Genomic DNA, 17,666 nt, shown 5'->3' on the forward strand with positions numbered 1-17,666 from the left:
TTCCTTGTCGCAATGGACAAGGATACCGCGACGACGGCCGACGCTGCGCCGGTGCGGCACGATTGCCACACCGGCGCAGTGCGCGTGCTTGCTAGCGCACGCGGATGATGCGGACGTTGGGCACGTCTGTGCTTCCGTTGGCTTGCACGGCGGGCATAGCCATCAGCACACCGTGTTTGCGGTCAAACACGAAGCGGCTGTAATACCCGTAACGCGCAGCGCTTGGGCCGGTGCCAGTCGTGCTGATCAGCTTGCCGTTCCAGTCGTTCGGGTTGATCTCCCAAAGCCGCCCGTTGCTCGCGTTCTCGAGGATGTAAACGCGATCCTCGGCGCGCGTGGCGCCGGGCGCGAAGGCTGCCCCCGCGACGTCACCGGTGTAGGGCAAGTCATTCACGACAGCTTCCCAGCCCTTGCCGGTGGGATCGACCTTGTAACTGCGCGTGAAGTCATCCAGTGTCAGCACGTGCACTGGTGTGCTGCTGTCCTTCGGACGGAAGCGAAGCACCTCGCCGCGTTCCGGCATGTGCACCGCGATCTCTTTCCAGCGGCACGGGTAGCTCGCCGCCAAGCCAGCGATCGGGGTATAGCTACCAACGGCTTTGCTGCCATCGGCCAGCGTTGTCTGGCCGGCCGGGTCGAATACCCAACCGCCGTATTCGCTGCTGGCGCAGAAGACGTAAACTTTGCCCTTGTGTGGCCAGGCCTGAATGTCGCTCGACCACTTCGAGTTGCTCCAGTCGAGGAAGGGTTTGCGCCATTGTTTTGCCGTCAAGTCCCAGAGCACACTGCGTCGAACGCCGAGGAAGAGTTCATCCCGCTCAGGAATCCAGGCATAGCCGTACCAGCCGTGTGAAGACATCGGATTACCGTCGGCGTTGAGCGAGTCCGTACCTTCCACGTTGTTCGACCAATTGAGCGTATTGCCGAGGATCTGCTCCCGCGGTGTGCCACCCCAGGTGGTGCTCCAGCGATAGTTGTCAAAGCCGAAGAACAGCAGGCCGTTCCACTTGCCGTCGCCGTGGCCGCCGCCGAAAAGGTGCAGGCCGTTGCGTTTGGTATCGAGTGCCGCCCCGCCCCATGCGTAGACGATCGAGGTCAGATCGCTGGCTGTGAAACCGGCTGGCACGGCGACATTGTCGAGCAGGCGGGAGCCCGGCATCTCGGTCCATGCGTTCAGTGGCAGGGCCGCAAACCACTCCGGCTTGATTGCGCCGTTGGCGTCGCGCGGCAGGTCATCGACGACCGGCGGCAAGGGTGGCGTCGGCGTTGTGCCGCCGCTGTTGAGCCCCGGTGATCCGCTGATGCCGGCTACCGCGGTTCGCGGAACGATGTTCCAGGTCGGGTCTCCGAGGTAGGCGTTGGTGCCGCCCTTCTTGAGGATCTGTTCGCGCACGAATACGAAAGCGTCGTCCGCTTTGGCGACGCCGGCGTCATGTGCTGCGCTGAGCGCGGCGTACGCCTGGATCGCGTAGCCGGCTGAATCGCCGGTCGAGTGCAGGTCGGTCGGTGCCCCGGTGGTGCGGGTGTAGAAGCTGTAGCGGGTCAAGTCCGCCATCGTCTTGATCGGCACATTGCCTTTGAGGAGGCCGGCCAGGCGATAGCTGGTGCCATCGAAGGGGCTGAAGTCAGGGCCGCTGGTGAAGCGCTTGGCGGTGAAGCCCAGCGTCCAGTCGCGTGTGGCTGCGGCGGGGTAACCCAGATCCGAGCAGTACGCCAGCATCAGCGCGAAGAAATCGTTCATCCACGGTGAGAACCAGTGCGTGACCTCGGGCGACATGCCCGGCTCGGGTGCCTGCTCCAGCGATCCATCGGTGCTGGAGGTGCCTTTCCACCAGCCGAGTGGATTCATTGGAATCGCGTTGGCGGCGTACCAGCTAAGGTTCTGGCGCACCTTGTCGTCGAAGTACGCGGCTTGCCAGTCGGTGCCCGGCGCGATCCATGCCGCTTGCGTGAGCGTGCGCATCGACCATGCCTGTCCGCGGACCTGGTCGTTATGGACGAGGCCTTTTTCCTTCTCGCGGTAGTCATGGTGCATCGAGATGAGGTTCCAGTCAGCCCAGAAGTACAGCTCGTCGAGGTAGTAGCGATCACCGCTGATCATGTACGGCACGAAGGCCAGCGAGGGCTGGTGGGCGGTATCCGGCTGATGCGGTGTCGTGCGCGGCAGCGTGGTGTTGGGCAGGCGGTCGGCCGGGTCCGACCACTGCGAGGCGCTGCCGAGGGTGACGGTTGGATGCTTGTTGATGCTGATGATGTCGCCCGTCTCTGCGTCGCGGTAATGGACCGAGAACACGCCGGCACGCTCGCCGGCGTCATACATCACCGCCAACGCCTTCGGATCGCCTGAGAGCAGGGCGACGACGGTCCACCCCGGAAGCGGGCCGATGTCCATCCGCCCGCCGGTGTTGGGCATCGCCGATGTGACGATGCCGCTGTCGAAGAGCCCGCGTTTGGATTTGGTCCATTGGCTGACGATATTGTCGACAGCGCTCGCCGGCAGCGGCGTGTCGGTGTAGTTCAGGATGGCGCGGCTCTTCTTCAGCAGCGCTACATCCGGTGCCACGATCGGGCTTGCTGCGCCACCGAACTGGAACACCTTGCGGTAGCGTGTCTGGAAGGGCTGCGTGATGGCGGTCTGCGTGAACAGCACGGTGCCGCGCTCGTCGGTCATCGTGATGTCGTACGTGCGGTCACCGCGCGCTGCGGTGGATTCGACGTTCTCGATCGTGATCGACGCCCGGCCCCGCTTGCTGTTCTCGAAGCGTGCGTCGAACAGCACGCGCAGACCCGGGTGGGCGACCTTGTTGGCGTCCACGGGCGCTACGCGCGCACGCCATTCGTTCACCAGCGGCCCGCTGAGCCACGGGTCGCCGCCATTCTTGAGCGCGTCGCGCAGGCTGGTGCGATAACTCGTGCCGGCTTCGCGGATCTCCACCGTGTAGTTGACGGTGCCGGCCAGCATCGTGGCGAGTTCGGCACCCCCCGTTGCACTGGTATTTGCAGTGGCCAGCTTGATCGGGCCACCTGCGGCGTCCGGCAGCTGGGTCGAGATGATCGCGTGGCGGATCGTGCCGTCGGCGTGGCGACGCTTGACGTCGATCTGCGTGGCGATATTCGCGCCGGCGCGCTGCGCAATGATGTTCTCGGCCGTGCCAGGCGGCAGCGTGACGCCGAAGGTGGCAACGATTGGGCCGCTGGCATCGGTGACCGGGGCCACCGTGACGGTGCCGATTGCCTGGCCAGCAATGATGTTGGGCGGCGCGACCACTTCGCCTTCGTTGCCGCTACCGCCACCGCCGGTTGTGCCACCTGTGCTGGCGCCTGATGCGGCGCCGCCGCCGCCACATGCCGACATGAGGGCGACTGCGACGGCCGAAAGGCCTGCGGAGCGAAGCCATTGAAGCGATGTGAATCTCTGAATACCCATGTGCTGCCCCGCAAATCGCTGAAAACTACAAAAAGTGAGTTTCGGATGATGCATCCGTAATAAATGACAAGCAACTGCCCCGACTGGCTTGCTGGCGACTCAGGCCGGCACGGCTGGCCGCGCGCTGACCCCGCAGAGCGCGAGGAAGGCCTTTTCAAGTGGTGCGCGGGGCAGATCGCGCGTGATGAAGACCAGCCGGGTGTCCCGGTCGGCGTCGGGCCAATCCGGCAGGCTGCTGTCCGGATAGCGTTCTTGTTGTACTGCGTGGACAACGCGCGGGCCCGATTCGCCGGCGATGTGTACGAGGCCTTTCACGCGCAGGATGCGCTCGCCGGTGACTTGCAGCAGCAGATCCAGCGCGTCGGCGAAGGCATCCCACTCGAATGGGGTTTCAAAGCGCAGCAAGTGGGTCTGGATGTCGCGTGAGTGGGTCGCGCGCACGCTGCGGCCGAACGCGTCGCGCGCATCGGCGGCTTCGATTCGCCCGCTGCCCAGCCAGGTGCCGAGTGCCGCCGTCGCGCTCGGCCCGGCGCTGAAGGCCATGCCGGCCAGCAGTTCGCTCGGTACTCGTCCCATGTGGCCTTCAAAGCGTGCTGCCGAGGGGTTGAGCCGATCAAGTGCCCGGCCGGCGGCATCGCGTTCGGCCTGCGTTGCGATGTCGCACTTCGTCATCACGATCCGGTCGGCGTAGGCCACCTGGCGTTCTGCCTCCGGGTGCTGGGCGAGTTGCCAGCTCGCATGGCGCGGGTCGACCGTCGCCACAACGCCGTCAAGCCTGAAACGATAGGCGAGGAACGGGTCGCGCATCAGCGTGTGGATCACCGGTGCCGGGTCGGCGAGGCCAGTTGTTTCGATCACTACGCGGTCGAGCCGGGCAAGGCGCCCTTCTTCCTGTCGCACGCATAGCTCACGCAGGGTGCGGGCCAGGTCGCCGCGCACCGTGCAGCACAGGCACCCTGATTCGAGCAGCACGACCTCCTCGTCCACCCGTTCGATCAGCAGATGGTCGAGCCCGACCTCGCCGACTTCGTTGATCAGAACGGCGCAGCCGGCCAAGGCCGGGTCGCGCAGCAGGTGGTTGAGCAGGGTGGTCTTTCCGCTGCCCAGGAAGCCGGTCAGCAGGGTGACGGGAACAGGAGGTCGCATCTGCTGATTGTAGGTCGGCTATTGGCGCGTGCCGGTATCAATCAACCCGTCGTAGAGATACGCCTTCAGCGCCATGCGTTGGTGCCAGGGCAGATGTTGATGGGTGTCGCCAAACGAGAGGCCGTAGTGCAGCAGGCCGCCCTTGCGTGTCTGCTGGTTCCGGATGATGCATGGCAGCGACAGCATGTAGGCCTCGTTGTCGAGGCGCATGCGGAAGGTCAGTGTCACCTGGCTGCCGATCTCGCCGATCACGAATTGCGTGTCGACGGCACAGCCCTTGTCGGACATGTCCGAGATCGCAACCTTGAGCTTTTCCTTGCCGGCTGCGTCGATCACCGCAGGCAGCGCTGCGCTGACCCGCAGCGACGAGCGATAGGCCTTGCGCTGTGCCACTTTCGGGTAGCCGAGCATCAGATAGGCGGTGGGCGCGGCGCCGTAGCGCGTCACACTGGTCTCGAAGGCGTACAGGTAGCGGCCGCTACGCAACTTCACGAACAGCGGCAGGCCCTCGTGGTCTCGCCAGAAGAAGTTGCGACTGATGAACGGGGCGCCGACGATCAGCGCCTGCATCGGCATCAGGCCAAAGAACGGCACGCTGTATGGGCGCGTGTCATCGTCCCCGGGCAGGCGCAGGAACAGCTCGATCGATTCGACCGAGTGACCCAGCTCGCGGAACGGGTCGCGGCTCTCGCCGATCAGCAGTTCCTTGTCGCTCTCGTCCACCAGCGCCATGCCAGCGCGCGCGATGCCCTCGGCGGTGCGGAAGGGGCGCGTACTGAGCAGGCGGCTCAGCATGTCGTCGTCGGCCACCACCGAACCGGCCGCCAGCACCAGGATGCCGCCACGCGTGAACAGGTTGTACGGCACCGGCTTGCCGACGGTGAGCTCGAAATCTGCGACCGGAATCAGGACCTGCTGCTTGTCGGACATCGGGCACGGTTTGCTTGATGGCCCGTCGCGGGTTCGCCTGGGCCCAACAGCATTGTCGGCGAAATCCGTAAAAGCTGAAGGGCCCCAGGCAACGCAGCCCTACGGCGTCGCGACGCTGGCGATTGCCGCACCATGCCGTGTCGGGCGGCGGCGCTGGTTCGGCCGCGGCAGGCGCAGGAACAACAATGCGCCCACGAGGCCCAGGGCGACTACGCCCACGGCCACGCCAGCCTGTATCCACTCGATGGCGTCCTTCCATGCCGGGTGCCAGCGCCACATGTGGGCGACAGCGAAGACGCTGCTTTCCAGTGCGTCTGTATCGCTTGCGCGCACGACCACGCCGCTCAACGGTTCGACGTACAGGCGGGCGTCCGGCGCATCGACACGAAACACCGGCAGCCGCTTGAAGCGAAAGCCGTACTCCCCCCCGAAGCGGGTGATCCAGACGCCGGCGCGCAGCGGTGTGGCGGGCGCCCCCGTTGCGCTCGCTGCCTGGGCGAGTGCGAGCGCATCAATGCGATGGCCGAGTTCAGCGCCACTGCCCGCTGCAAATCGCACCCAATGAGGCAGATTGACGCTGCCGCCATGCCCCGAACGGCCGCCGGACGCAACGCCGCTCGCTGCGAGGTCTTGTGTGTGGGCGGGCTGACCCAGCCATTCTGCGTGTGACCCGGCCGCGACCAGCGCCAGTTGCGTGAAGCGGCCCGCGGGCACCGCGCCGAGCTCGCTGCTTGGCACTGACAGCTTGGCCTGCAGTGGGGGCGCGGCGTCCTGTGTGACACCGACCCAAAGATGCAGCAGCCCACTGAGGCTGAAGGCGAGCATGACCAACGCAAGCGGCCATGCGAGCCGCCGATGCCAGCGTGCCAGCGGACGTCGTGCCAGTCTGCGTGCCGCGTTGTGCCGCAAGGCCCACCAGAACCACAAGCCGATCATTGCCGAGAGCGCGTTGAACACCAGCAGTAGCGATACCAGGGCTCGTTGCGGCCCGGGCCAGCCGGCCAGGGGCTCGAAGTTGTGGCCGATGCGGAACAGGCGGCTCAGCAACGCGCGGCGATCATCGGTGAGGCTGAAAAGGCGCCCCTGCGCGGTGTCGACATAGGCGCGCAGCCCGCCGGCGTCGGCGAAGTCGACGCGCCAGACTGGGAGGATGCGGTTGCTGGATCGGTAGTCGCCATCGAAACGGTGTACTGGTGTCACGGCGCGCAGGGGCGCGTCCGGCCGCCCGGCGTAGTGCCGCGCGAGCGCGATGGCCCGCAGTTGATCCGCGCCATCCAGCTCGCCCCCGGTGTCGAGCGCGAAATAGCGCGGCGTGGTGCCCGGTTGGGTTTCGACCCGCCATGTGGCCTGCCCCGCCACGTCAGCGAGCGACAGCGCGGCGACGCGTTCTACGCCAGCCGCTTGCAGCAGGCTTGCGAGCGGTGCGGCGGCATCGGTGTCGATGCTGCGCATCGGCGGCTGCATTGCAGCGGCCCTCGGCTGGACACGTGAGAGCACCGGATGCAGTGCGCCAGACAACCCCCACAACACGCTGCCGATGCAGCTGAGCATGCCGAGCCAGCGGTGTGTCGCCCAAAGGATTGCTCTCATGAGCGCACCCCGTCGTTGTGGGTTTGGGCGGTCTCGGTGGCGCCTGCCTCTGGCGGGGTGCCGCCGAAGTGGTAGCGCAGACCGAGGAAGAAGGTGCGTGGTGCGCCGGGCGTGTAAGTGTCCTGCTTGTCGGGGGCGCGTAAGCCGCTTCCGGTGTAGCTGCTGGCCGCAATCTCGGCGTAGCGGGCGTCGAACAGGTTGGCGATGCGGCCGAATATTTCCCAACCGCCCTCGCGCCAGCTCGCACGCAGGTGCGCCAGGGTGTGGCCGTCGTAGCGCACGGTGTTCGCGTTGTCCATCCAGTAGGCGCCGACATGTTGGCCTTCCAGCGCGATGCGCGCGCGCTCGCCCGGCAGCCATGCCAGCTCGGCGTTGGCGAGCAGGCGTGGTGCGCCGGGCATGTCCTTGCCGCTGAAGTCGAGTGTCGAACTCGGGCGGTAGTTGCCGTAGCGGTGCTTGGCCCATGCGCCGGAGAACATCGCCTCGAAGCTGCCCAGCCGCGCCTGGCTGCCGAATTCGACGCCGACATGGCGGGTGCTGCCGGCGTTGCGCGGTTCCGACACCCCGGGGCGGATCGTGTAGCTGAGGATCTCGTCGCTGCCGGCGAGGCGATAGACCGTCAGTTCCGCGCTCAGGCGGTGGTCTGGCCGTGCCCAGCGCGCGCCGGCCTCGATATTGTCGAACACCGCCGGGCGCAGATCAGGCGTGGCGAGCGCGCCACCGTACTGGCTGCTGACCTCGGGCGGCGTGAAACCCTGGCTGTAACGGGTGTAGAGGTTGAGCGTGCGGGTCGCGTCCCACGCCGCACCAATGCTCGGGCTGGTGTGCGAGTAATCGCGCGAGCCGGAGGTCGCGCCGGTGGTGGCCGATGGCGTTAGATGGTTGGTGTAGTCGTAGCCGATGTCGTCGTGCCGCGCCCCGGCGGTCAGCGTGAAGCCGCGCAGCGGTCGCCATTCGCCCTGCAGGTAGGCGGCGGCGCTGTGCACCGTGACGTCGTAGTCGCGCCGTGCCGAGACGACGCGGTGGCCGGTGTAGCGGCCGCTGGCCGGGTCGCGCGTGATTGCGAGGTTGTCTTCGCGGGCGTCCACCGGCGAATGGTCGAGGCTTACGCCGCCGATCAGGCGCAGCGTGCGGGCGACATCCTCGCGGTGCCGCAGGTCGACGCCTAGCGAGCGGAAGTGCTGGTCGGTGGTGCGGCCGGACGCGGTGCTCGCGCCGGTATCGAAGATCAGGTAGCTTGGCAGTTGATCAGTGGAGTTGTCGCGCCACCAGGCCGTCAGCGTGCTGAGGCTCTCGGCGCGCCAGCGCGACTCCAGCGCCGACGACAGCCGCATCGCCTCGACATTGCGGAAGGTGAATGTGTTGGGCGAAAACGCCGGCCGGCTGGCGTAGTCGGACGCATTGAGCGAGCCGGGCATGTCGGTATCGAGGTAGTTGTAGCTCGCCACCGTCTTGAGCCGCAGCTGCGACGCGATCTGCCAGTCCCAGCGCAGCGACAGGCTGCGCTTGTCCGCGTCGGAATGCGCCTCCCAGCCGTCGTGTTGTGTGCCAACGTAGCCGCTCGCACGCAGGCCGTGCGCGCCGAAATTGTTCGAGGCATCAAACTCGGCGCGGGTGTAGCCGTCGTTGCTGCGCTGAATTCCCAACTGCAGTTCGGGCGCCTCGCTCGGCGCCGCGGTCAGCAGATTGATCGCACCGCCGACCGAGTTGGCGCCATACAGCGAGGATGCAGGCCCTTTGATGACCTCGATGGCGCCGGCCGAGGCGAGGTTCAGCTCGTACAGTGCGTTGTGGTTGAACAGGCCGACCGGGCGGATCGGTAGGCCGTCTTCCAGGTACAGATACACCGCCTGGTAGGACAGTGGCTGCCGGATCGAGGTGTTGTGCTGCTCGTTGCCAAGGTCGGTGATGTACACGCCGGGGGCGGTGTTGAGCACCTGGCTGATGAAAGTGGGGCGGCGCGCATCGAGCATCGCGTCATCGATGCGTTCAACCGCGGCGGGCGTGGCGCGCAGTGAGGTGGCTTCGCGCGAGCCGGATACGACGATGCGTTCGACCTGCGCGACTTGCGTGGCCGGAGGGGTGATAACGGGTTCTTCGGCGTGCGCACAAGCACACGCCATCGCGGCCGCGAGCGGCGCGAGACGGAAGTGTTTCGACATGATGGACCTGATTGAAGTGCGATCGATGGCGCAACGCCCGGGTTGGGCAGCGCGTGGGAGTGCGGAACTTCAGCTCAGGTGCGGAGGCTCATGCTTTCGTAGCGCGGTCCACAAGGTGCCGCCCTGGGGCGCAGGTGGCAGCGTTGGCGGTACCGGCGCCTGGGCACGCAGCGCCACGCGGTACCACGCTGCTTCGGCCGATTGCGTGTGCAGCGCGGGGGCGTGTCCTGCCCCTTGGCACAGCTTGCAGTGGCCGTCGTGCTCGGCAGCGGGAAGCTTCTCGACATGACCGTCCGCAAACTGCAATACCTGGTGCGTGCCGCGTACCGAACAGAGTTCAAGCAGCGTCGCGCCTTGCCAGATCCGCACGCCGTGCACGAGTGCCGGCGCCAGCAGTGCGAACAGCACGGCAATCAGCGTGAGGCGGACGATCAGGCGGCGATACAGGAACAAGGGGCGAACGCTCGGTGACAAACCGGCCGCCATTCAATCATGCGGCTTTCGGCGCGGTAAAGGCAGCGCAGCGCGTTTTCTTGACCGGTGCAAAGCGGACCGGCACGCCGGGCATTCCATGAAGTGCTTCTGACTCTGGCGCCGGGCGGCGCGAATCTGCTTCAATCGCGACTTCGTCTTGAAGGGCTCCGCCTGTGATCCAGAGAATTGTCCTGATCGCGCTGCTGCTGTGCTGCAGTGCGTGTGCCACCCAGGTGGCGGAAAAACCGCTTGAAGCGCTCGAGCCGGGTGGCCAGCCGCCGATCGCCTTCCAGCGCGCGGCACTGTCTCCGCACAACGGTGGCACGCTGATCGGTGCGCAACTGCTGCGCGCGGGGGACATCCTGCTCTCGGCCGCCAACGGCATCACCTCGGCGGGGATCCGGTTGTTCACGCTGGCGCCGGTGAGCCACGCCGCGTTGTACATCGGCAATGGCGAAGTGGCCGAAGCCGTCGGCGAGGGCGTGCGGGTGCGATCGGTGGCCGAGGTGCTGGACGAGGAGTCGGTTGTTGTCGCCTTCCGCCATCCGTCGCTGGACGATACTGGCGCTGCGCGCATCCGCAGCTTCGCGCAAGAGAAAGTGGGCGATCGCTATAACTACGTCGGTGTGATGATGCAGGCGCCGTTCTCGATCGAGCGCCGCTTGTGCGAACTGCCGACGGTGCCGGCCTCGATCCGCGATGCGTGCATCAACGGGCTGGCCACCGTGCAGTTGGGCAATGGCAGCGCGGCGGACGACCGCTTCTTCTGCTCGCAGTTCGTGCTGGAGGCCTACCGCGAGGCGGGCCACCCGATCACCAAGTCCAATCCGACCTGGGTTTCGCCGGCGGACATCCTCCACATGCGGGAGGGCGACGTGTCATCGATCCAGGTCGACCAGCCGCTCACCTACGTTGGTCACCTCAAGTTCCCGCCCGCGCCGACGCCGATGGTTCGTATCCCCGACGGCGCCTGAGTCGGACTCAGCGCAGTGACACAAAGGGCGCCCGTGGGCGCCCTTGTCGCATCAGTGTCAGCCGCGCGTCCGGCCGTTTAGTCGTTGGTCTCCAGCACCTGCAACTGCACCTTTTGCGCCACCGTTTGGCCGGGCGGGTTGTAGCGCCACTGGCGAATGGCGTCGACCACCGGCTGACGCAAGGCGGCGTTGCTGATCTCCAGCACCTCCAGATCCGCTACCGCACCTTCCGGCGTCACGTTGAAACGCAGCGTGGCGCTCTGCGCGCCCTTCAAGCGCCGGCGCACCGGTGTCGGAATATCCGGCTCGACCATCGTGACCAGCGTCGGCTGGGGAGGCGGCGGCAGGGCGGCAGGCTCCGGCGCCGCGGGTGGTGGCGCCTCAAGCGCCGGTGCCGCGATGGCGAGCTTCTCGGGCGCTGCTTGTGCTTCCGCTGCCGGCGTGGCCGTTGCGGGCTTGTCGGCCGCCGCCGTGGCGGGCGCCGGCGCCGGTGCTGGGCGAGGTTTCGCGGTAGCGACAGGGGCGGCGGGCTTCGCCTCGCGCGGCGGCGCCGGCTTCTTGTCCTTGTCTTTGTCCTTTGCCTGTTCCACCTGCAGGATGAAGCGCATCGGCCCTTCCGCCTGCCGGCGGGTGGCTTCCGAGACCTCGGTCTCCGACATCACCTGAGGCATCGGTTTTGCGTTCTGTGCGCTTACCGGCGCGTGCCAGCCTGCCAGCAGCGCGGCGCCGCAAAGCCAGTTCCAGCGATGTTTCCTGCTCTGCGCGCGGACTCCGGTGCGCGCGCCTTCCCATGCAGCCAAGCGCTTCAATCGAGCGACCCCCCAGATCATCAATCCCAAGGCAGCCGCCGGTAGCAGCCACCCCTTGCGCGCCAGACGGTCTCCAGCGCCAGAATTGCGAGAAGCAAAAAATACGCCGAATCTGCCGCGGCAGACTTCGCGCCTGGCTGCAGCTCGGATGATGTTCGATTGCGGCATTGCGCCCCCCGGCGCAATGACTTGGAAAATCAGGCTGATACGGGGCGATTTCACGGCGTCGCTCGTATCAGGGCGGCAATTGTGGCGTGCAAGCCGCGCGGCGCACAACCCGCCCGGTGACAATTTTGGTGTTACTGCCAAAGCGCCGGCGATGCACCGCCGTGGCGCCTGTTGCGCCACCCCAAGGCACGCAATGACAAGTGTTGACGCAGGCACTGGCGCTGCCATCGCGCCGCGCTCACCATGCGACTTGGCACACCACGGCGACGGAGGCAAACCATGGGACTGTTCGATTGGCTGCGTAAGCAAGAGGGCCCCGCGCCGGCTGAAACGGTTTCGCCGCAGCTGGTGCGCGATGCAACAGACTTCCTGATCCGGCAGACCGATCCGAAGCTGGCGTTGTGCTCGCGCTACGACGAGCGCTTGGCTCCCGGCGTTGGCGCGACGATCCGCCACATTATCGCGAGCGTGAAGCAGATGCCGACACCGTGCGATGCGTCGCCCGACCACTGGCATGGCACGCCCGAGCTGGCGGCCTTCTTCGTCTCGCCCGACGAGTTGGTGAATGCGTTCAGCCGCTCCGAACCGCTGCAGGCCTTGTTCGAGCAGAACCCGACGCTGGACGCTGCGTACGCGGTGCTGGGCACCACGCTGATCGAGCGCAAGGGGCTCGGGATGGCGATGGAGGGCGAAATGCTTCGTCGCGACGTGGTGCAGACCAGCGTGAGCTTCTCCAACCCCAGAGTGCATATTGTCGCCCCTGACGCGGAGGGGCTTGGTCGCACCGTCGCGTGGCGGATGTTCGAAGAACTGGCGATGGTGGCCCTGGAGCGCATCGACGCCCTGCGGGACGAGCGCAAGAGCCTCTCCGACGACCGTGCCTTGCTGCAAACGCGCTTGCAGATGCTGCATGGCCACGGCACCGGCTTCGATGTGCACGACGGGGGGAAGGACGGCGAAGCGCTCAAGGCCTTGCTGGAGGAGAACACCCGCGCGCTGGCGGCCTCGGGCGCCGGCGTTGATGCGCTGGAACACGAGCTGGAAGTGGTGCGCGGGGTGCTTGAGAGCGCCGAGTCGCTGGTCTCGATCACCACGCGCACGATGCGCCTCACCGCGATGAACCTGCTCGTCGAGGGCGAGAGCAACGAGCCGCTGCGCGAGATCCGCTTCGCCTATGCCAGAGCCGAGCGGCTTCGCCCAGTCACCCGCGCAGCCCTGCAGGTGCGTTTCCCGCGCAGCGCGATGCGCAAGGTGACGATGAGCTTTGCCGAGGCAAGCCGCCTGCCGATCTGACGCCGATGCGCAGCGTGGCGCCGGCCCGGCGCGACGGGCGTCAGACTGGTGCGGCGAGAAAGGTGTGCGCAGCGGCCAGCGCGGCCGTGTCGGCCAGCACGGCGTCCGGTGCGCCGCCCTTGCCCCACAGCGCGCCCATCCACTGCATGCCGAGGAAGTCGGCGCACAGCTTGTAGCTGTCGAACATCGGCTGCGCCTTCGCACGGTCGCCACTGGTGGCGACCACCCACAGGCGTTTCTGGCCCATGTGGGTCTTGAAGTCGACGCCGGGCACCCGCATCCAGGCGCTCCACTGGTCAAGGTAGGCCTTCAGCGGCGAGGGTACCGAGAACCAGTAGACCGGCGATACGAACACGATGTCGGTGGCTGCCAGCGTGGCATCCAGCAGCATGGCTGCGTCGCCCACCGGCGGTGGGTAGCTGCCGGCCGTGTGGCGCAGGTCGACGAAGGCTGGCAGCTGGCATTGTGCGAGCGCAATCCACTGCTGGGGCGTGTCCGCTGGCAGCGCCTCAGCGGCTGCACGGGCAAGGGTTTCGGTGTTGCCAACATGGCCCGGCTCGCGGGTGCTGGCAGTCAGAAAGAGAAAGCTGCGCATCGGGTGTTTCGTTTTGAAAGGGTGATGGGGTGTCGCCGGTTCAGCGTTCAAAACGCATGCCGCAGCGTGCGTCCGTGCTTGGCGCCGGCCAAAGCTGAACCTGCTCCAGCGTAAGGGTTCTGCCTTGCAGGACTGTCGTTCCCTGCAAGCGTAGCCCTTCGGGAATCCGGTTGCCGCCCTCGGCGGTGAACGTGATTGTGCCGCGCTCGGGATCGTGACGATAGCGACCCCAGTAGTCCTTGTACGCCTCGAAGGGTTGGCGGGTGACGCTGAACTCGCCGCCGGCGTCGAGGATCAATTCTTGTACCGGCTCGCCGGGGCTGAGTTCGCGGCCGTCGCAGGCGAGCTCAGCAACCTGGTGCCAACGCCCTGCGAGGGGGTGACGGTGCGCGTCGAATACGCGCAGAGAACCCTTCACTTCGCGTCCGCCGACTTGCGCGCGTACGTGGACGAGACTGCCGTCCAAGGTGTCTGGCGGGATGCGGATGAGGCCGTGCTGATCGACGCTTGCCGGCAGGTCCACGGACCAGCGATCGACACAATCGTCAGGAAGCGCGTGCATCAGACCGGGCCGCTCGACACGCCAGACCTTCGCATTGACGACGCTGGCCGGTGCGGTGTCGACGGTATGGTCCCAGATCATGAGGCCGCCCGGTCCGCCGCAGGCCTGCGCTTCGGACGGATGGGGCGCGAAGGCCAGCTCACCGCGTTCCGCATCCCAGCGCCAGGCCGCGGGTGCGGGTAGACGTGCCGAGATTCGCAGCAACAGCGGCCCGGGGAGCTGCTGCGGATCTGCCGGGCGGGCTCGCAGCCGCGCGGCGAGCAGGTCGCTGTGAAGGTCGTCGCCAGCTAGTGCCTTCCGCCAGCGTTCGCGTGCGCTTGCGCTCAGGCGCCAGGCGGACGCCTGCCATGGATCGGGCCAGGCTGCGGCGGGGCGGACATCGCAGCGCGACAGCGAGAGCACGACGGTCTCGCGCGCCGCGTCGAGGACATCGAGAAACGGCTCGCAGGCGGCCGCCCCGGCGATGCCCGGCGCAGCGAGCAACGCCGTTGCAAGCGGTGCGGCCCGCCAGCGCATCGACAGTGCTTTCATTGATCAGGTCTTCCTATGCTCGGGCGATTGTCCTGCGTGGGCCGCAAGGTATGCGTACGCGACAGACCGGATTGACCCCGCGGGGGCTCACCGCTAAGGTGCGGCCTCGCTCTTTTTCCTACCCGGTATCGCGCACGGCCACAAACTGCAGCGCGAACCATGTGCCAAGCCCAGACCCGGGGGCGGCGCCAATCCCAACACCCACAGGGAGCACCAACATGGTCTTCGATCACACCGACTTCGACCAGCATGAGCAGGTCGTCTTTTGCGCCAACCCGATGGCCGGGCTGGCTGCCATCATCGCCGTCCACGATACGCATCGCGGCCCCGCGCTGGGCGGTTGTCGCCACTGGCACTACACCGATGACGCTGCCGCGTTGACCGATGCGCTGCGTCTGTCGCGCGGCATGAGCTACAAGGCGGCGCTCGCGGACCTGCCGCTTGGCGGCGGTAAATCGGTAATCCTCGCCAACCCGGCGGCGGAGCGCGCCCGCATGTTCGAAGCCTTTGGCGAAGCGGTGGAGCGTCTTGGCGGACGCTACATCACGGCCGAGGATGTCGGCACCACCACGACCGACATGTCGGCGATACGCCGTGCCACGCGCCATGTCAGCGGCGTCGCGGCAAGTGAAGGTGGCCGCGGCGATCCGTCCCCGGCGACGGCGCTCGGCGTGCTGAGGGGTATGCTCGCGGCGCTCGAAGCGCGGTTTGATTCCGATACGCTGCAGGGGCGACGCGTTGCTGTGCAGGGCCTCGGCAGTGTCGGCTTCGCACTGTGCCACCTGCTGCACGAACGCGGTGCGCGATTGATCGTTGCCGATATTGCCGCAGAGCGTGTCGAACGCGCAGTACGCGAGTTCGGCGCGGTTGCGGTTTCGGTCGATGTGATTCACGCCGTCGAAGCCGATGTGTTCGCCCCATGCGCGTTGGGCGCCGTGCTTGACGAGGTACGCGTGCCACAGCTGGCTTGCGCCGTCGTGGCCGGGGCCGCCAACAACCAGCTTGCCCATGACGGCATCGACGAAGCGCTGCGCGCACGTGGGGTGCTGTACGCACCGGACTACCTGATCAACGCCGGCGGGCTGATCAAGGTTGCCGGCGAGTACCTCGGCTTCCCGGTCGAGGAAGCCGACCGCCGCGTGCTGGCCATCCGCGAACGGACGACCGAGGTGCTGCTCACCGCATTGCGTGAAGGCGTGCCAACTGCGCAGGTGGCTGACCGGCTGGCGCGCGCGCGTATCGGCCGCGCCTGATCCGCCGGCACCGCGGCGTGGGTTCATTCGAGCAGCCCCGCCGCGTGCTCGGCGATCGCCTGCGGGCAGATCGCGCAGAAGCGTTTTACGCTCAACGCGATCTGCCGCGCCGTAATGCCGCCGGCGAGCAGCAAGTGATACGAAAACCGTAACTTGCCGCGCTCGTCGATGGCTGCGCGCACCAGCACGTATTCCCGATTGATCCGGTTCGCGCATTCGAGCCGGGCAAGATGCGGCACGTCGTCCATGAAGCTGTACTGAGCCGCAAGCGTGATGCGATCGTGCTCCGGCTCGGGGAGCAGCACGTAGCAGACGATGCCCTCACGCACCAACACATCGCCGTCGCCATCGACCTCGACCTCCATCAGTGCGGCGTCCAGAACCTCGTAAAGCGTGTCGCGCGTGACGGCCTCCCGCGCGAAGTAGCCAGTGCTCATCATGTTGTTCCTCCGTAACGCAGATCACGGTGTCTGCCCTGTATAGGACGAACCGTTTGCGATTTGTCAGGAGGCGCGCGCTGCGAACTGGCGAAAGCGTGTCTGCGGGTCTATAAACGGCTCGCGGGGCCGTGACAGTTGTCTATCCCCGGCCCGCAGTCCCGAAGACCAATAACAAGCAGTGTCTAGATAGGAGATCAGCCATGTCCGCGCTACGTATGCGCATTGCCGCGTTGGGGATTCTTGCGCTCGCAGGAACCGCTCACGCACAGGAAGCCTACAACCCCTCTTGGTATGCGCTCCCCAGCGTTACCACCCTTGATTCGGACAAGGACTGGAAGTCGGACGATCTGAAGGTTGGTGGTGGTTTGGCTTTTGGTGGCCCGCTTTCGCAGGCTTTTGACATGCAGATTGGCGCCTATGGCAACCGCACCGACGGCCCGAACGCCTATCGTCAGAACATCGTGGGTGCTGACGTGCTGTGGTTGTTCTCGCGCAGCAGCTTCCGTCCCTTCCTGCTTGCAGGTGGCGGCTTCGAGTTCGACAAGCTGGACGACCTGAGCGGTGCCTATGGGAAGAACAAGGGCTACGGCAAGACGACTGGCTACCTCAACGGCGGTCTGGGCTTCCAGTGGTTCTGGGGCCAGCAGCTGTTCCTGCAGGGTGATGCGCGCTACGTCTACGGCTTCACCGACAAGGAGTTCTGGGGCGACAAGCTGAGCTCCAGCGGCAACATCATGTACCGCGTCGGTTTGGGCTGGGTTTTCAGCCCGCCGCCGAAACCCGCTGCGCCGGTTACGGTCGCTCGGGCCGAGGCACCGAAGCCAACCGCACCGGCGCCGGTGGCGCCTAAGCCGTCGGCTGAGAAGGTGACGCTGGCGGCAGATGCCTTGTTCGATTTCGACAAGGCCGTGCTGCGCGAAGATGGCAAGGCGAAGCTGGCTGAGTTTGCCGCCGCGACGAAGCAGCTTTCGACGCTGGAAGTGATCACTGCAGTGGGCTACACCGATCGTCTGGGCAAGGACGCCTACAACCAGACCCTGTCGGAGCAGCGTGCCGCAGCGGTGAAGAACTTCCTCGTTGAACAGGGGATTGATCCGAACCGCGTGGCGACCGAAGGCAAGGGCAAGGCCAACCCGATTGCGCCCTGTACCGGTCTTGGTGCTGAGTCCAACCGCAACAAGGTGCTGGTCGAGTGTCTGCAGACCAACCGCCGCGTCGAGGTGGAAGTCATCGGCACGCGCATGCCTCAATAAGCGCAGCACAAGCAGAAAACCCCGCCGAGGTCTGGCGGGGTTTTTTATTGTTGCGTGGC

The 17,666-nt window shown here is 66.4% G+C and carries 14 protein-coding genes; 4 read left to right on the top strand and 10 right to left on the bottom strand.

Annotation, left to right across the window (positions count from 1 at the left end; genetic code table 11):
- Positions 1–91 precede the first annotated feature (91 nt).
- From HH302_RS11490 to HH302_RS11515, 6 genes are all read right to left on the bottom strand, one after another.
- A complete protein-coding gene (locus HH302_RS11490) occupies positions 92–3,355 on the bottom strand; it encodes a hypothetical protein (protein ID WP_172202306.1) in 3,264 nt (1,087 codons plus the stop codon).
- Positions 3,356–3,526: 171 nt separating this feature from the next.
- Positions 3,527–4,573, bottom strand: coding sequence for a GTP-binding protein (locus tag HH302_RS11495; protein WP_172202307.1), 1,047 nt, complete (start codon positions 4,571–4,573; stop codon positions 3,527–3,529).
- An 18-nt stretch (positions 4,574–4,591) separates the two neighbouring features.
- The gene (locus HH302_RS11500) at positions 4,592–5,503 is read right to left on the bottom strand and encodes a PilZ domain-containing protein (protein WP_172202308.1); all 912 of its coding nucleotides are present in this window, start codon (positions 5,501–5,503) and stop codon (positions 4,592–4,594) included.
- Positions 5,504–5,602: 99 nt separating this feature from the next.
- Positions 5,603–7,093, bottom strand: coding sequence for a PepSY domain-containing protein (locus HH302_RS11505; protein WP_172202309.1), 1,491 nt, complete (start codon positions 7,091–7,093; stop codon positions 5,603–5,605).
- Positions 7,090–9,255 carry a TonB-dependent receptor gene (locus HH302_RS11510; protein ID WP_172202310.1) on the bottom strand — a complete coding sequence of 722 codons (2,166 nt, stop codon included), beginning with the start codon at positions 9,253–9,255 and terminating at the stop codon, positions 7,090–7,092. Before HH302_RS11510 ends, HH302_RS11505 begins: the two co-directional genes overlap by 4 nt.
- A gap of 69 nt (positions 9,256–9,324) precedes the next feature.
- Entirely contained in the window at positions 9,325–9,741 is a 417-nt protein-coding gene (locus HH302_RS11515) for a DUF2946 family protein (protein WP_172202311.1), read from the bottom strand.
- Positions 9,742–9,902: 161 nt separating this feature from the next.
- On the opposite strand from HH302_RS11515, the gene HH302_RS11520 reads away from it, so the two are divergent.
- Positions 9,903–10,703: a YaeF family permuted papain-like enzyme gene (locus HH302_RS11520; RefSeq protein ID WP_172202312.1), complete on the top strand. Its 801-nt coding sequence runs from the start codon at positions 9,903–9,905 to the stop codon at positions 10,701–10,703.
- A gap of 77 nt (positions 10,704–10,780) precedes the next feature.
- Here the strand turns inward: HH302_RS11520 and HH302_RS11525 are convergent, their stop codons facing one another.
- Positions 10,781–11,374 (bottom strand): TonB family protein, encoded by a 594-nt coding sequence (locus HH302_RS11525; protein WP_172202313.1) that lies wholly within the window; start codon positions 11,372–11,374, stop codon positions 10,781–10,783.
- Between the two features lie 585 nt (positions 11,375–11,959).
- Between HH302_RS11525 and HH302_RS11530 the strand changes: the two genes are divergently transcribed.
- The gene (locus HH302_RS11530) at positions 11,960–12,973 is read left to right on the top strand and encodes a hypothetical protein (protein ID WP_172202314.1); all 1,014 of its coding nucleotides are present in this window, start codon (positions 11,960–11,962) and stop codon (positions 12,971–12,973) included.
- 40 nt (positions 12,974–13,013) lie between these two features.
- Here the strand turns inward: HH302_RS11530 and HH302_RS11535 are convergent, their stop codons facing one another.
- Entirely contained in the window at positions 13,014–13,568 is a 555-nt protein-coding gene (locus HH302_RS11535) for a flavodoxin family protein (protein WP_172202315.1), read from the bottom strand.
- Positions 13,569–13,608: 40 nt separating this feature from the next.
- Positions 13,609–14,661, bottom strand: a complete 1,053-nt coding sequence (locus tag HH302_RS11540; protein ID WP_172202316.1) for a hypothetical protein — start codon at positions 14,659–14,661, stop codon at positions 13,609–13,611.
- A gap of 218 nt (positions 14,662–14,879) precedes the next feature.
- Between HH302_RS11540 and HH302_RS11545 the strand changes: the two genes are divergently transcribed.
- Positions 14,880–15,914: a Glu/Leu/Phe/Val dehydrogenase gene (locus HH302_RS11545; RefSeq protein ID WP_172202317.1), complete on the top strand. Its 1,035-nt coding sequence runs from the start codon at positions 14,880–14,882 to the stop codon at positions 15,912–15,914.
- Between the two features lie 23 nt (positions 15,915–15,937).
- On the opposite strand, the gene HH302_RS11550 is transcribed toward HH302_RS11545, so the two are convergent.
- On the bottom strand, positions 15,938–16,354 hold the full coding sequence (locus tag HH302_RS11550; RefSeq protein WP_172202318.1) for a YbjN domain-containing protein: 417 nt from the start codon (positions 16,352–16,354) through the stop codon (positions 15,938–15,940).
- Positions 16,355–16,554: 200 nt separating this feature from the next.
- Between HH302_RS11550 and HH302_RS22735 the strand changes: the two genes are divergently transcribed.
- Positions 16,555–17,607 (top strand): OmpA family protein, encoded by a 1,053-nt coding sequence (locus HH302_RS22735; protein ID WP_172202319.1) that lies wholly within the window; start codon positions 16,555–16,557, stop codon positions 17,605–17,607.
- Positions 17,608–17,666 lie beyond the last annotated feature (59 nt).

The sequence above is a fragment of the Niveibacterium sp. COAC-50 genome, assembly GCF_013184235.1.
Classification (GTDB): Bacteria; Pseudomonadota; Gammaproteobacteria; order Burkholderiales; family Rhodocyclaceae; genus Niveibacterium; species Niveibacterium microcysteis.